Raw genomic sequence first — 13,956 nt, forward strand, 5'->3', positions numbered from 1 at the left:
GCCGCGTCATGTGTCAGCTCGCGAGCAATGCAATGAGCGTGAAGCTGACGCTTGCGACGACAATCATGGAAAGGACGTAGTTGCGCGGTCGCGCCGTCCGCGCGGATTGCGGCCCCCGCCGTCGCGGCTTCTCGCCCGCTTGCCGGATCGGCTCCTGCGGTGCGAGCGTAGCCCGAGTGCCCGAGCCCGTGTACTTCACATAGAGCTCGAGCAGCCGCAGCTCCGATGCCCGGTCCATCAGCCCCTCGCGATCGCGGCGCGACAGCAGCTCGAATTCGGCGGTCTCTTCGGAGTTCAGCTGGCCAAGGACGATGCGTCCCTGATCCGACAGGCGGTAGTGAAAATCGAGGGGCTGCACGGCCTGCGACCCGTTTGAAAATGAGTAATCTTGAAAAAGCGGAACCATCCTAGCCTGTGACCACCGCTGAAATTGTGACGGCCCCGTGGCCATTGCGACCTCGGAGCGGCCTCAGTCCGGCAGGCATCATCATAAACGGTCGGGACAGGCTGCAAATCGCGTAAATTGGGCAGGCGTTGCGAAGCGGTTGAGCGGATTCGCCGGCCGCAGAGCCGGAATTTCGCAAGATTGCCTAATCGCCGGACAGGAGCGGATTCGTCCCGGTCACATCGCGCCGGCTGCCGGATGCTCAGCGGCAGCGCGGATAGATTGCCGCGAGGTCGCGTCCCTTCAACAGAAGCAGTCGCGACGAGAGGCCGCCGCGGCGGCTGATCCAGTCGCGCACCGGGCCGGGATAGGCTTGGAGCACCGCTTCGGATGCTTCCGGCTCGGCATAGAAGCGTCCGCGCCGGTCGACCGAACGCGCCGCATGGAAGCCGAACACCGCGCGTTTCGTGACGCAGATGCGCTCGCCCGGCACGATGCTCAGCACCAGCGTGCAGGCGGACAGGCAGGGACCGTCGATCACCACGCGCTCGCCGCTCTCGCGCACTTTCTCGAACAGATCGAGGAACGGTCCGACCTCTCCGCCGGGCGACTGGATGATGCGGATCTCGGCTCGCACCGGTGCGGTGGCGAGCAGCGCAGATGCGAGCATCAAGGCTGTGACGTAGGTGATGCGTCGCATAAGGCCTCCACCAACTCGATACCGTAGGGTGGATTAGCCGGCGGCGGCGCGGAGCGCAGTCCGCTGGCGTAACCCACCTCTTTTGTTTCCGCAGAGATAGACAGTGGTGGGTTAGGCCTTCGGGCTAACCCATCCTACGAACTTCCCGACTTACAAGTTCCGTGCCTATCCGTTCCGCCGCTCGCCACGCAGCGTCGGCAGACCGATACCCGCCGCATCGAAGCCGCCATCAACGGCCAAAATTTGGCCGGTGATGTAGCTCGCGCGTCCCGAGCACAGGAAAAAGATCGCCTCCGCGAGTTCCTCCTCCAGGCCGTAGCGATTGAGCGGAATGGCGTCGTGATAGTCGGCGCGGATCTCCTTGGTGTGCACCTGCTTCGCCATCGCGGTGTCGACCGGCCCCGGCGCGACCGCGTTGACGCGGATGCCGAGCGAGGCGAGCTCGACCGCAAGCTGCTTGGTGAGGTGCGCGAGGCCCGCCTTGCTGGTGCCGTAGGCCGAGCGCAACGTCGAGGCGCGCACGGCCGAGATCGACGTAATGTTGACGATGGCGCCGCCGTTGCCATCGCGCATCAGCGGCACCGCAGCCTTGGTGCAGAGGAACGGGCCGGTGAGGTTGACGTCGAGCACGCGCCGCCAGTCGGCCTCCGACGTCTCCATCAGCGGCGCGAACACGGCAATGCCGGCATTGTTGACGAGAGCATCGAGCCGGCCGAACCGCCGCTCGATCGCGGTCATGGCGGCGCCGACCGCGGCCGTGTCCGAGACGTCGCAGGTCAGCGCCAGCGTCGCCTCGCCTTGGCCGATCTCGGCGACCGCTTGGCCGAGCAGCTCGCCCTCGATGTCGAGCAGCGCCACGCGCCAACCCTCGGCGAGGAACTTCTTCGCGGTCGCAAGCCCGATGCCGCGTGCGGCTCCGGTGACGAGGGCGACTTTCTGCGGGGCTGGCGGCATTGGCTGATCTATCCTGTGTCCGAAATGGTGCTGGTGTGCGAGCGCCGGGCTGTTTTACTTCGCTTTCGTTCCGGCAAGAAAGGCCTCAAGCCGAACCTATCGATCCCGATGCGGCCCCGAATGCGCCTGTCGCGGTCGCGCCGGCGCGGCCTGCAGATATTTTCTGCCCCGCTGTCGGATCGGCGAGAGATCGCTCGTCTTAGAGGGGAATGCGGGCCCGGCTGGTCTCGCCCGCGGGAACTCTCACGGAGCACGTCGATGCGTTTCATGGTGATCGTCAAGGCAAACCAGGATACCGAGGCCGGCAAGATGCCGACCACGGAGATGCTGGCGGCCATGGGCAGGTTCAACGAGGAGATGGCCAAGGCCGGCGTGATCGAGGCCGGCGAGGGCCTGCATCCGACGGTGAAGGGCGCCCGGGTCGGGTATTCGGCGCCGTCGGAGGCGAGCGTCACCCGCGGTCCCTTCGATCTCTCGCCCGATCTGATATCCGGCTTCTGGCTGATCAAGACCGCCTCGCTCGACGAGGCGATCGCCTGGATGAAGCGCGCGCCGTTCGATCCCGGCTCCGAGATCGAGATCCGCCAGGTGTTTTCGGCCGAGGATTTTGGCGAGGCCTTCACGCCCGAGTTGCGCGAGCAGGAAGAGCGCACGCGCGCGCATGCGGCGAAGCATTAGCCTCTCCACCCGTCATTCCGGGGCGATGCGCAGCATCGAGCCCGGAATCCATCGGGCCGCGGAGATCGTCGATCAATGGATTCCGGACCTGCGCCTTCCGGCGCATCCCGGAATGGCTGAGCGTAACGAGGACCCCCCATGCGATTCATGATGCTGATGATCCCGCTCGGTTACGAGAGCGCGCCGCCGGACGTGCAGCTCGATCCTGAGCGCGTTGCCGCGATGATGCGCTACAACGAGGCCCTGAAGGATGCCGGCGTGCTGATCACGCTCGACGGCCTGCACCCGCCCTCGATGGGGGCGCGCGTCTCCTTTGCGACCGGCGAGCCGCTCGTGACCGACGGTCCCTTCGCGGAGGCGAAGGAAGTGCTGGGCGGCTACTGGATGATCGAGGTCGCCTCGCGGGAGGAGGCGATCGCCTGGGCGAAGAAGTGTCCGGCCTCGCCCAATGAAATCATCGAGATCCGCCAGGTGCAGGAGATGAGTGACTTTCCGCCTGACGTGCAGGAGGCCGCAGCCGGCTTCGACGAGCTGAAGAAATAGCCACAGCGGTCGCGATGAATCGCGGCCGTCAATCGATCAACAAGGAGAGAACCGATGAGCACCGAACACACATTCCTCGCCGTCTATCTCGGCAGCATGAACGGCTCGAAAATGGCGGCCTGGCGCGCGCTGCCCGAGGCCGAACGGAAGGCAAAGGAGCGGGAGGGCATGGCCGCCTGGCAGGGCTGGGTCGAGAAGCACAAGGCCGTCATCGTCGAGATGGGTGGCCCGCTCGGCAAGACCCGCAGGATCGACGCGACCGGCATCAGCGAGGTCAGCAATGCGCTGACCGGCTTCACGGTGGTGCGGGCCGCCTCGCAGGAGGAAGCTGCCAGGCTGTTCGAGAACCATCCGCATTTTGCGATCTTCCCGGGCGAGGCGGTGGAAGTCATGCCCGTGCTGCCCCTTCCGCAGATGTAGCCTCGGGCGAACACGTTTCCGGGCTCGATGCCGACGTATCGGCCCGGCATGCCCCGTGGAAGTACGGGGTTAATGACGCCTCATCGCCGCTAGTGACCTTCACGCCCGGCTCATGTAAAAGCCGTTCACATGAGCTGGCGCAAGGAGCAGCGCCGCGCCGAGCGCGGCTATCACCACGGCAATCTGAAGGAGGCCCTGTTGCAGGCCGCTCTCGGCCTGATCGCCGAGAAGGGCGCGGCGGGCTTCACCTTTGCCGACGCCGCGCGCATGGCCGGCGTCAGCGCCGCCGCGCCTTACCGGCATTTCCGCGACCGTGACGAGCTGCTGTCCTCGATCGCCCAGCGCGGCTTCGAGCAGTTCGAATCACGCTTGACCGCGGCCTGGGACGACGGACGGCCCGACACCGTCACCGCGTTCGAGCGCGTCGGCAAAGCCTATCTCGCCTTCGCCCGCGAGGAGCCGGCGTTCTACAACGCGATGTTCGAATCGGGCGTGCCGGTCGATTCAAATCCGGCGCTGCAGGCCGCCAGTGAACGCGCCTTCAACATCATTCGCGCCGCGGCAGAACGGCTTGCCGCGCTCGCGCCGCCCGGTACGCCGCGCCCGCCGGCGATGATGATGGCGCTGCACATCTGGTCGATGGCGCACGGCGTGGCCTCGCTGTTCTCGCGCGGCGACGCCGCGCGGCGCAAACTGCCGATGTCGCCGGACGAGCTGCTCGAAGCCGAGGTGCTGATCTATCTGCGCGGTCTCGGCTTCCCCACCGACCGTCGCTCTCAGGCGAGGAGCGCCGAGCCGCCCCCGGTGCCGCCGGAGGCATCCTCCGGTTCTGGCGTGCCGCCCGGCGGTCCCTGGGGCAAACCGAAATAAAATTGCGCAAATAATTCGCCCGGCCTGTCGGGTGGCCAGCTTGACAAAATCGCGGGATGGGCTACCTATGTAAATGTTATTTACATTCACAACGGCGCTGGTGCCGTGATGGAGATGGGAAATGGCCTACACCGCTGATGTCAATCGATGGCGCGGCCCTTCGGACCAATACCAACAGTACGAGCGCCCCCGCATGCTGGACACACCCTGGCATCCCGGCTGGATCGCCGTGACCATCCTCGGCTTCATCATCTGGTGGCCGATCGGACTTGCCCTTCTCTTTTTCACACTCGGGAGCAGAAGAATGTCGTGCTGGAGCCACCAGGATCGCTGGCAGAACAAGATGGAGCGGATGCAGTACAAGATGGATCGCATGCGCGACCGCGTGGAGCGCCGTGGTTTCGGCTTTGGCTTCGGCCCGCCGTCCTCGGGCAACCGCGCCTTCGACGAATACCGCGCCGAGACGCTGCAGCGGCTCGAGGAAGAGCAGCGCGAGTTCAAGGATTTCCTGACGCGGCTCCGTCACGCCAAGGACAAGGAAGAGTTCGACCAGTTCATGGCGCAGCACAAGACGCGTCCGACCCCGCCGCCGACCGACCAGCAGCAGCAGGGTTGATCGAACCTCTCAAAGCCTTCAGGCGCATGCCCCCAAAGTCCTGATGGCCCCGAGCCGCCCGCCTGCGCAACCCGCAGGCGGGCGGTTTGGTTTTTGGGGGCATCAGGAGCGCGGGAGCCGGCGCATGCCGGCGCGACGACTGGCGCCCTGATGCGGACGTCCTATATTCGCCGCTACGCAAGAGGGCTGACCGGAGGCGACGATGACGGAAGCTGCGATCGTGGCGAGCGACAGCCTCTGGCGGGAGATCCGCAGCGAGGCCGAACGCGCGGCGGCAGCCGATCCCGTCTTCGGCAAGGTCCTTGCCGGCACGATCCTCGTCCATGACGATTTCGCCGCTGCCCTGGCCGATCTGACCGGGCGCCGCCTTGGCGGCAGCAGTGCCGACCGCGCGCGTTTCGCGGCGTTTTCCCGCAACGCCTTTGGTCGCGCGCCGGAGCTGGTCGAGGCAGCCGGTCACGACTTGCGCGCGATCGCGCTCCGCGATCCCGCCATCGCCGCGCTGTTGCCGCCGCTCCTGCATTTCAAGGGCTATGTCGCGCTGCAAGCCTGGCGCGTCTCGAACTGGCACTGGCGCCATGGCCACGTCGATGCTGCGCTGCTGTTTCAGAACGAAGCGTCGAACGTCCTCCAGGTCAGCATTCATCCCGCCGCCAGCATCGGATCGTCCGTCTATCTCGACCACGCCACGGGCATCGTGATCGGTGCGAATGTCGTCATCGGCGACGAGGTCACCATCCTCCAGAACGTCAGCATCGGGCGCCATGGCGAGCTGCCGACGCGTTCGCCGCGCATCGGCCGCGGCGTCTACATCGGCGGCGGCGCGACCATCCTCGGCGATATCAGCATCGGCGATTTCGCCAAGATTGGTGCGGGCTCGGTCGTGACCGGCGACGTGCCGGACGGCTGCACCGCAGTCGGCAATCCTGCACGGCTGACCAACTGCCCGGAACCCGCTTCCGCGGCTTGAACCGCCATCACCTCGTCAGGCGGCGTGGCGGTGGCTCTCGCCGCCATGATGCGGGCTCACAGGCTCCGAGCTGGTCTGGCCCGGCGCGTCCAGCACCGCGACATGATGGCGATAGACCATCTCCCAGCCCTTCCATCCCGTGAACAGGAGGATGCCGACCACGACGAGCGACAGCACCACGCCCCACGGCTTGATCGCAGCTTCAGTGCCTTGCGCGTAGCGGAGATAGAGGTTGATCAGGGCCAGCACGACCGCGGTGAGATTGCCGATCATGTGATACCAGGCATCGTTGAGGCTGCGGATGCGGGGCTCGTTGAGGAAGTCCGTGAAGCCGGCCGCGGCGGCAACGAGCGCCATCACGATGCCGGCGCCGATCAGCCAGATCGCGGCCCTGGCCCAGAAACCGTCGCCGGTTCCGATGAAGGCCAGATCGGCGATGGGTGCGCCGACCAGGAATGCCACGGGGAACGGAATGATCATGGGGTGGAGCGGATGGTCGCCGATCGCGGCGGTCGTCTTGGGGTTGATGCTCATGGCAAAACCTCGCCAAAGGTGATTTTCGGGACAATTTTCTGGTGGAGGGGTGGTTCCTGCAGGCACGGGAACCGCCGATTGCGGGCGATAAGATCTTTTCGCGCTTTTCCGATTCTGCCCAGCCGCGAGGACAGCCTGATCGACATCGAAGGCATCGCCGATGCCTTCGCCTTCCTCTATCGCCAGCCCGAACGCGCCTGGTCGTTCGAGCTCGACGTGCGGACCTCGAAGGAGAAGTGGTAGCGTCGTGGCGGTAGGGTGGGTTGGCCGAAAGCGCAACCCACCCTACGCGTTCTCTCAATACCCGGCCGCCAACCCGCTGTTGCGGCGCGGATCGTTCGCACCGTAGTAACGATTGTTGCCGACTTGCTTGCCGTCGAGCGACGGCGCGCCAACGATGATGACTGCCAGATGGTTGGCCGGCTGCGGCGGGCCGAATTTGTGGCCCATGCTCTCCAGAATCTTCTGCGTGTCGGGCGACAGCGCATAATTCTCGGCGTTGGTGATATCGGGAAGCCACTGCTGGTGGATGCGCGGCATGTCGACGGCTTCCTGCGCATTCATGCCGTAGTCGATGGCGTTGATCATGGTCTGCAGCACGGCCGTGATGATGCGGCTGCCGCCGGGCGTGCCCACCACCATCACCGGCTTGCCGTCCTTGCTGACGATGGTGGGGCTCATCGAGGACAGCGGCCGCTTGCCGGGCGCGATGGCGTTGGCCTCGCCCTGCACCAGGCCATACAGGTTCGGAACGCCGACCTTGGCGGTGAAGTCATCCATTTCATCGTTGAGCAGCACGCCGGTCTTCGCAGCCGTCACCTTGGCGCCGAACCAGTCGTTCAGCGTGTAGGTGACAGACACGGCGTTGCCGTCCTTGTCCGCGATTGAATAGTGCGTGGTGTTGCTGCCCTCGTGCGGCGCGACGCCCGGCTTGATGTCCTTGGAGACGCCGGCCTTGTTCGGGTCGATCACGGCGCGGATCTTGGCCGCGTAAGCCCTGTCAAGCAGGCGGTCGAGCGGATTCTTCACGAAGTCGGGATCGCCGAGATAGCTGTTGCGGTCCACGTAAGCGTGCCGCATCGCTTCGATCTGCACGTGCATGGCCTGCGCGGAATGATAGCCCAGCTCCTTGAGCGGATAGCCTTCCAGGATATTCAGGATTTCGCAGATGATGACGCCGCCCGAGCTCGGCGGCGGCGCGGAAACCACGTGATAGCCGCGATAGTCGCATTCGACCGGTGCGAGTTCGCGCGTCTTGTAGCCGTCGAGGTCGTCCTGCGTCAGCAGGCCTTTGCCGGCCTGGCTGGATGCCACGATGGCGCTGCCGACCCAGCCCTTGTAGAAGCCGTCGGTGCCCTTGGTGCTGATCTCGCGCAGGGTTTTCGCCAGCTCGGATTGCACCAGCCTGTCGCCAACAGCGAATGGCTGGCCGTTGTTGAGAAAGATGGCACTGGATGCCGGATCGTCCTTGAAATCGTTGGTTGCCGTGCGCAGCAGGTCGATGTCGCCCTGGTCGAGCACAAATCCCTGTTCGGCGAGCTGGATCGCGGGAGCGAGCAGGTCGGCGCGCTTCATGGTGCCGTATTTTTCGCGCGCATATTCCATGCCCGAGACGGACCCCGGCACGCCCACGGCCAGATGGCCCTTGGTCGAGAGGCCCTTGATGACGTTGCCGTCCTTGTCGAGATACATATTGGCTGTCGCCCCCTTGGGAGCCGTCTCGCGGAAATCGAGGAAGGTCTTGCGGCCGTCGGCGAGCTGAATCGTCATGAAGCCGCCACCGCCGAGATTGCCGGCCGCCGGATAGACGACGGCAAGGGCATAACCGACAGCCACAGCAGCATCGACGGCATTGCCGCCGCGCTTGAGCACCTCAACGCCCACCTGTGTCGCCAGATGTTGCGCGGACACCACCATGCCGTTTTCCGCGGCGACCGGCGCAACCGATGCGGCGCGCGTGGGGCTGGATGCGACGAGGCAGATCGATACGGCCGCGGCGATCATCCACCGCACGTTTGTTTGTTGTTTCGGCATGGGGAGTTCCTCAGGTTGGCCGGTGATGTCGGCACGTTGTTGTCCGCGAGCGGACCCTATCAGCTCGCGCCCGCCGAGGGAGCGTGGGAACGGGGTCGGGCTGTGGAGCACACTGCGTTCCCTCTCCCCGCAAGGGCAGGGAACCCCGTCTCGCTCCGGGGGCAGGCAGCTCGCCCAGGTCCGCCGCCGTGGCAAAACGGCCATCCCCCTGCGCTGCCTACCTTTCCCGCAGCCAAATTCGCCGCTGGTAACCCCGCATTAGCTATCACCGGGCTCTGGTATGAGCGGACAGTCGCGCCCAGAGCCCGTGGTCAAGGAAGGCCAAGTCCACAGGGAACCTCGAAGGAGAAGTGGTAGATCGCGGTCCGACGGATCAGGCGGCAGCCTTGTTCTTGATGGCGCCAATGATCGCGGTGAGTATCGCCCCGCCGGCGCTGCCGGCGACAACCTGTGACACGACGCCGCCAACGCTGAGATTTCCCGATTGCGCTGCGGCCATGACGGACGGAAGCAACAACGTCACGACCTGGCCGAGCACGCCACCGCCGACCAGACCGGAAATGACGTTTCCAGCCATTCCGAGATCAAATGTCGGCGAAGACTTGCCCGCGCCAATTCCGCCAAGCGCGCCTGAGACGAGGTTGATCAGAATCTGTTCCATGAGGATCTCCCGTATGACGGGCAGCTCATCAGCCACTACCATCAGTTGACGAGCGGCCCATCCGGCACTCTCAGGCGGTTTGCAGACAAAAACAATAGAGCTGTGTGGCCGCTCGCGAGGTGAAGTTCCGTCGCGGATGGCACAAACCGCATAACGACGCTTCCGACTCCGCCTTTACCGAATTTCGGATTCTGCGTGAGTGACGCGCCCCGCTCGGACGAAATGCGCCGCGAGAACGCCAACCGAAAAAGTGTGCCGTGCAGGGGGCCCCTGACCCTTCCCTGCAAGGGTAGGGCTATCGCTGCCAATTTCTTTGTGGCCATCCTTCGAGACGCCCGCCGTTGGCGGGCCCTCAGGATGAGGACCGAGTGCGTGGCAGCAGTTTCGACGAGCGCCGATGCCGCTTAGCCTCATCCTGAGGAGACCGCGAAGCGGTCGTCTCGAAGGACGAGGCGCGCGCTCAAGTCACGCAAAATGCCATATGCGATTGCCCTGCCTGCAAGGGGAGGGAACGCAGCTCGCGCGGGGCTGAAAGGCTCGATGTATTCAGCACCCCGCCAACCGCCTGCTCCGCCTACCTTTTCGGCGGCCAAATTCGCTCCCGGTAACCCCGCGTTAACTATCGCTGGCGTCTGGTAAATGGCGGAAAGTCGCGCCCGGAGCCCTTAGTTTTGACATCTTGGCGGGGAAAGCAGACGGCCGGCTTCGGACGGGCCGCTGCAAACCAAAAAGATAAGGCTTTGAGCAGGCTTGCCGGCTGCGCCGTGACGCGCGGCCTTGGGGACTCGGCAGCCATTTGCTCCCGGGAATACGTGGAACGATCGCCTTGAGAGGACACTGCTTATGAATCCGGCCGACGTGGCCCAATCAGCCCTTCCGGTTGCCGCTTCCGCGGACGTGTCGCTGATCGCCCTGTTCTGGCAGGCTCACTGGATCGTGAAAGCGGTGATGCTGGGACTTCTGTCCTGTTCGGTCTGGGTCTGGGCGATCGCCATCGACAAGATCTTTCTTTACGCGCGCACACGGCGCTCGATGGACCGGTTTGAGCAGGCCTTCTGGTCCGGCGAGTCGATCGAGGAGCTCTATCGCACGCTCTCGGCCAAGCCGACGCATTCCATGGCGGCCTGCTTCGTGGCGGCAATGCGCGAGTGGAAGCGTTCCTTCGAGAGTCACGCCCGCTCGGTCGCGGGCCTCCAGATGCGCATCGACAAGGTCATGAACGTCTCGATCGCGCGCGAGGTCGAGCGTCTGGAACGCCGTCTGCTGGTGCTTGCGACCGTCGGCTCCGCCGGCCCCTTCGTCGGCCTGTTCGGCACGGTCTGGGGCATCATGTCGAGCTTCCAGTCGATCGCGGCGTCGAAAAATACCTCTCTGGCGGTGGTGGCGCCGGGCATCGCGGAGGCGCTGTTTGCGACCGCCGTCGGCCTTATCGCCGCCATTCCTGCCACTATTTTCTACAATAAGTTCACTTCCGAGGTGAACCGGCAGGCCCAGCGGCTCGAGGGCTTTGCCGATGAATTTTCGGCCATCCTGTCGCGTCAGATCGACGAGCGGGGCTGACGGACGGCATGTATGACGGCATGTATAGTGTGAAGGGCAATTTGGGCACCAGACCATGGGCATGAACGTCGCGAGTTCGTCCGGAGGCGGCGGCCGCCGCAGCCGGCGCAAGCCGGTCATGGCCGAGATCAACGTCACGCCGATGGTCGACGTGATGCTGGTGCTGCTGATCATCTTCATGGTCTCGGCGCCGCTGCTCACGGTCGGCGTGCCGCTGGACCTGCCGCAGACCCAGGCCAAGAGCCTCGACCAGAATGACCAGAAGCCGCTCCAGATGTCGGTCGACGTCAAGGGCAAGGTCTTCATCAACGACGCCGAGGTCGCGCTCAACGACCTCGTGCCGAAGCTGAAGGCGATCACGGATGCGCGCGGCGGGCTCGAGGAGCGCATCTATCTGCGCGCCGACAAGAAGGCGGATTACGGCACTGTCGCCAAGGTGATGGGCCTGTTGTCCGGAGCCGGATTCAAGAAGCTGGCGTTGGTCACGGAAGTGGAGCAGGGGTCCTAATCCGGTGAAGGTGAACGTCGACAAGACACTCGTTGCGTCGATTGTCCTCCACGTCCTCGTGATTGGATGGGGGCTCGTCACCTTTAGTAGCAGGGCATTCGTGGCGCCGGAAGAGTCGCTTCCGATCGACATCATCACCACCGACCAGCTCGCGCAGATGACCGCCGGGCAGAAGACCGGCGAGAAGGACAAGCCGAAGCCCAAGGTGGAGAAGATCGCGGAAGCCAAGCCCGAAGAAGATGCCGTCGGCAAGGTCACCGAGAAGAAAGAGCTGATCAAGACCAACTCGACGCCCGAGCCGCCGCCAAAACCCGCCGAGAAGCCGGTCGAGAAGAAGCCCGAGCCGCCCAAGCCCGTGGCCGAGGCCAAGCCGAAGGAAGAGCCGAAGCCGCAGGAAAAGAAGCCTGATCCGGCCAAGGAAGATCCGATCGCCGAGCTCCAGAAGAAGCTGGACACCAAGAAGCCGCCGCCCAAGCCGGTGGAGCAGAAGGTCGCTGCGGTGCAGCCGCAGCAGCAGCCGAAGCCGAAGGAGCGCACCTTCGATCCCGCGCAGATCCAGCGCGATCTCGACAAGCGCGCTGCGACCCGGCATGAGCTCGGCGGCGCGGCGCTGAATGCGTCCGCATCGCTGGGATCGACCACGGGGACCGCGGTTGCCAACGTTGCGACCTGGCGCGGTGCCTTCCAGGGCGCGGTCAAGCGCTGCTTCACGCCGACATATAACGGGCAGGACGCCGACCAGTACGAAGCCGACATCGACATTCCCATGAAGATCGATGGATCGCTCGCGGCCGAGCCCATCGTCGTCGCGGTGAGGGGACCGTCGCGGTCGATCGCGCAGGCGGTGGCGGAGAGCGCCAAGCGCGCCATCGTGCAGTGCCAGGTCTATTCGTTCATGCCGAAGCAGCAGTACGAGAGCTGGAAGCTCATTCCAATGACCTTCGGCCTGAAAGATATGTTGTGACATCCGAACAAAAGAATTTTGCAATGAATGACGCTCGATCGATCACCCGCCGCCGCTTTATGACCGTCACCGGATCGGCGCTCGCGATGCTTGGGGGCGGACATGCCTTCGCCCAGCAGGCCCAGCCGCGGCTTCGCATCGATCCCACCGAATTCCAGCCGATCCCGATCGCGATCTCCAGCTTCGTGCCGGGCTCGCCGTCCGACGGCGACGTCGGCAATGGCGTCACGCAGGTGATCACCAACAATCTGAAGCGCTCGGGCCTGTTCGCGCCGATCGACCAGGCCGCCTTCATCGAGCGCATCAGCAACATCGACGTCGCGCCGCAATTCCAGAACTGGAAGACCATCAACGCGCAGGCCCTGGTCACCGGTCGCATGACGCGGCAGCCGGACGGCCGGCTCAAGGCCGAATTCCGCCTGTGGGACGTGGTCACCGGCCAGCAGCTCGCGGGCCAGCAATATTTCACCTCGCCGGAATACTGGCGCCGCATCGCCCACATCATCTCCGACCAGATCTACGAGCGGATGACCGGCGAGAAGGGCTATTTCGACAGCCGCGTGGTGTTCGTGGACGAGAGCGGCCCGAAGGAGCGGCGCATCAAGCGGCTCGCGATGATGGACCAGGACGGCGCCAATGTGCGCTATTTGACCCGCGGCTCCGATCTCGTGCTGACGCCGCGCTTCTCGCCGAACTCGCAAGAGATCACCTACATGGAGTTCGGCCAGGGCGATCCGAAGGTCTATCTCTTCAACATCGAGACCGGCCAGCGCGAGATCGTCGGCAACTTCCCGGGCATGACGTTTGCTCCAAGGTTCTCGCCGGACGGCCAGCGCGTCATCATGAGCCTCCAGCAGGGCGGCAATTCCAACCTGTTCGTGATGGATCTGCGCTCGCGCTCGACCACGCGCCTCACCGACACGCCGGCGATCGACACGTCTCCTTCTTATTCTCCGGATGGCACCCGCATCTGCTTCGAATCCGATCGCGGCGGCAGGTCGCAGATCTACGTCATGGCAGCGGGCGGTGGGCAGGCGCAGCGCATCTCCTTCTCCAAGGACGACACCAACGCCAGCTATTCGACGCCGGTGTGGTCGCCGAAGGGCGATTACATCGCCTTCACCCGGCAGGGCGGCGGGCAGTTCTCGATCGGCGTCATGAAGCCGGACGGCAGCGGCGAGCGGCTGCTCACCTCCGGCTTCCACAATGAAGGTCCGACCTTCTCGCCGAACGGCCGCGTGCTGATGTTCTTCCGCGATCCCGGCGGCAATGCCGGACCGTCGCTGTACTCCGTCGACATCTCCGGTCGCAACGAGCTGAAGGTGCCGACGCCGGGCTTCGCCTCCGACCCGGCATGGTCGCCGCTATTGTCCTCGACCGCGGGCCAATAAATCGCGCGTTCAGACGCGCGATGTTTCCGAAAAAACGCGCCGATTTTTCCGGGTTCGGTCAGGACAGCAAGCTTTCCTTCACCTTGAGCCCGGCAAGGCTTGCCTAGTTGCTTGATATGTCAGCAGAAACGGGTTCGCTATTGCCGAAAAACAACCCGACTTTAACGA

At 64.6% G+C, this 13,956-nt stretch carries 17 protein-coding genes; 11 read left to right on the top strand and 6 right to left on the bottom strand.

All coding sequences use genetic code 11. The features are described 5' to 3' along the window. Positions 1-13: 13 nt before the first annotated feature. From GPL20_RS33390 to GPL20_RS33400, 3 genes are all read right to left on the bottom strand, one after another. Positions 14-358 carry a hypothetical protein gene (locus GPL20_RS33390; RefSeq protein ID WP_254125419.1) on the bottom strand — a complete coding sequence of 115 codons (345 nt, stop codon included), beginning with the start codon at positions 356-358 and terminating at the stop codon, positions 14-16. A gap of 289 nt (positions 359-647) precedes the next feature. After that, positions 648-1,085, bottom strand: coding sequence for a hypothetical protein (locus GPL20_RS33395; protein ID WP_157335941.1), 438 nt, complete (start codon positions 1,083-1,085; stop codon positions 648-650). Between the two features lie 165 nt (positions 1,086-1,250). Next, the gene (locus GPL20_RS33400; RefSeq protein ID WP_157335943.1) at positions 1,251-2,039 is read right to left on the bottom strand and encodes an SDR family NAD(P)-dependent oxidoreductase; all 789 of its coding nucleotides are present in this window, start codon (positions 2,037-2,039) and stop codon (positions 1,251-1,253) included. 258 nt (positions 2,040-2,297) lie between these two features. On the opposite strand from GPL20_RS33400, the gene GPL20_RS33405 reads away from it, so the two are divergent. From GPL20_RS33405 to GPL20_RS33430, 6 genes are all read left to right on the top strand, one after another. Next, positions 2,298-2,717: a YciI family protein gene (locus tag GPL20_RS33405; RefSeq protein WP_157335945.1), complete on the top strand. Its 420-nt coding sequence runs from the start codon at positions 2,298-2,300 to the stop codon at positions 2,715-2,717. A 138-nt stretch (positions 2,718-2,855) separates the two neighbouring features. Beyond that, complete coding sequence (locus GPL20_RS33410) at positions 2,856-3,260, top strand: YciI family protein (protein ID WP_157335947.1); 405 nt, start codon at positions 2,856-2,858, stop codon at positions 3,258-3,260. A 54-nt stretch (positions 3,261-3,314) separates the two neighbouring features. Next, positions 3,315-3,680: a YciI family protein gene (locus GPL20_RS33415; RefSeq protein ID WP_157335949.1), complete on the top strand. Its 366-nt coding sequence runs from the start codon at positions 3,315-3,317 to the stop codon at positions 3,678-3,680. 129 nt (positions 3,681-3,809) lie between these two features. Beyond that, positions 3,810-4,550, top strand: a complete 741-nt coding sequence (locus GPL20_RS33420; protein WP_157335951.1) for a TetR/AcrR family transcriptional regulator — start codon at positions 3,810-3,812, stop codon at positions 4,548-4,550. 121 nt (positions 4,551-4,671) lie between these two features. Beyond that, positions 4,672-5,166: a DUF2852 domain-containing protein gene (locus GPL20_RS33425; protein ID WP_157335953.1), complete on the top strand. Its 495-nt coding sequence runs from the start codon at positions 4,672-4,674 to the stop codon at positions 5,164-5,166. 202 nt (positions 5,167-5,368) lie between these two features. Beyond that, positions 5,369-6,136 (top strand): serine acetyltransferase domain-containing protein, encoded by a 768-nt coding sequence (locus GPL20_RS33430; protein WP_157335955.1) that lies wholly within the window; start codon positions 5,369-5,371, stop codon positions 6,134-6,136. A gap of 15 nt (positions 6,137-6,151) precedes the next feature. Here GPL20_RS33430 and GPL20_RS33435 read toward each other — a convergent pair whose 3' ends face one another. After that, complete coding sequence (locus GPL20_RS33435) at positions 6,152-6,670, bottom strand: DUF2231 domain-containing protein (protein ID WP_157335957.1); 519 nt, start codon at positions 6,668-6,670, stop codon at positions 6,152-6,154. A 78-nt stretch (positions 6,671-6,748) separates the two neighbouring features. On the opposite strand from GPL20_RS33435, the gene GPL20_RS33440 reads away from it, so the two are divergent. Next, positions 6,749-6,913, top strand: a complete 165-nt coding sequence (locus GPL20_RS33440) for a Rossmann-fold NAD(P)-binding domain-containing protein (RefSeq protein WP_246251160.1) — start codon at positions 6,749-6,751, stop codon at positions 6,911-6,913. Positions 6,914-6,967: 54 nt separating this feature from the next. On the opposite strand, the gene ggt is transcribed toward GPL20_RS33440, so the two are convergent. Next, complete coding sequence (ggt, locus tag GPL20_RS33445) at positions 6,968-8,704, bottom strand: gamma-glutamyltransferase (protein WP_157335959.1); 1,737 nt, start codon at positions 8,702-8,704, stop codon at positions 6,968-6,970. Positions 8,705-9,077: 373 nt separating this feature from the next. Next, a complete protein-coding gene (locus tag GPL20_RS33450; protein ID WP_254125415.1) occupies positions 9,078-9,401 on the bottom strand; it encodes a hypothetical protein in 324 nt (107 codons plus the stop codon). A gap of 807 nt (positions 9,402-10,208) precedes the next feature. Here GPL20_RS33450 and tolQ point away from each other — a divergent pair. Genes tolQ through tolB form a run of 4 tightly spaced genes read left to right on the top strand, consistent with a single transcriptional unit; the run spans position 10,209 to position 13,788 of the window. Further along, on the top strand, positions 10,209-10,925 hold the full coding sequence (gene tolQ / locus GPL20_RS33455) for a protein TolQ (protein WP_028180156.1): 717 nt from the start codon (positions 10,209-10,211) through the stop codon (positions 10,923-10,925). Between the two features lie 55 nt (positions 10,926-10,980). Then, positions 10,981-11,433, top strand: coding sequence for a protein TolR (tolR, locus tag GPL20_RS33460; RefSeq protein ID WP_157335961.1), 453 nt, complete (start codon positions 10,981-10,983; stop codon positions 11,431-11,433). A gap of 4 nt (positions 11,434-11,437) precedes the next feature. Next, positions 11,438-12,397: a protein TolA gene (locus GPL20_RS33465; protein ID WP_254125413.1), complete on the top strand. Its 960-nt coding sequence runs from the start codon at positions 11,438-11,440 to the stop codon at positions 12,395-12,397. Between the two features lie 23 nt (positions 12,398-12,420). Continuing rightward, on the top strand, positions 12,421-13,788 hold the full coding sequence (tolB, locus tag GPL20_RS33470; RefSeq protein WP_167533330.1) for a Tol-Pal system beta propeller repeat protein TolB: 1,368 nt from the start codon (positions 12,421-12,423) through the stop codon (positions 13,786-13,788). The last annotated feature ends 168 nt before the right edge of the window (positions 13,789-13,956 follow it).

The organism is Bradyrhizobium cajani, from assembly GCF_009759665.1.
Lineage (GTDB): Bacteria > Pseudomonadota > Alphaproteobacteria > Rhizobiales > Xanthobacteraceae > Bradyrhizobium > Bradyrhizobium cajani.